Here is a 252-nt window from a genome sequence, read left to right as displayed (position 1 = left end):
CTCGCCCAGCAGACGCAAGGACCCGTCGCTGGGTGTCTCGAGCAGGTTGATGCAGCGCAGCAGGGTGGACTTGCCCGAGCCGCTGCTGCCGATCAGTGAGATCACGTCACCACGCTGTGCGGTGAGGTCGATGCCCTTGAGGACTTCGCGTCAAGCAAAGGATTTCCAGAGTCCGCGAATGTCGATGACGGCATCGTCATTCGTATCGGTCAACGGGGTGACAGGAGAGTGAGGCACGCGCGAGTCCTCTGA

At 61.5% G+C, this 252-nt stretch carries 1 pseudogene; it reads right to left on the bottom strand.

The annotated features are described in order from the left end of the window. A pseudogene (locus SCA31_RS24635) lies at positions 1–147 on the bottom strand (ATP-binding cassette domain-containing protein); the annotation flags it as partial. Positions 148–252: the final 105 nt, after the last annotated feature.

It is taken from the genome of Chryseobacterium sp. SIMBA_028, from assembly GCF_046535285.1.
GTDB lineage: Bacteria > Bacteroidota > Bacteroidia > Flavobacteriales > Weeksellaceae > Chryseobacterium.
This window is presented reverse-complemented; position numbering and strand designations above follow the sequence as displayed.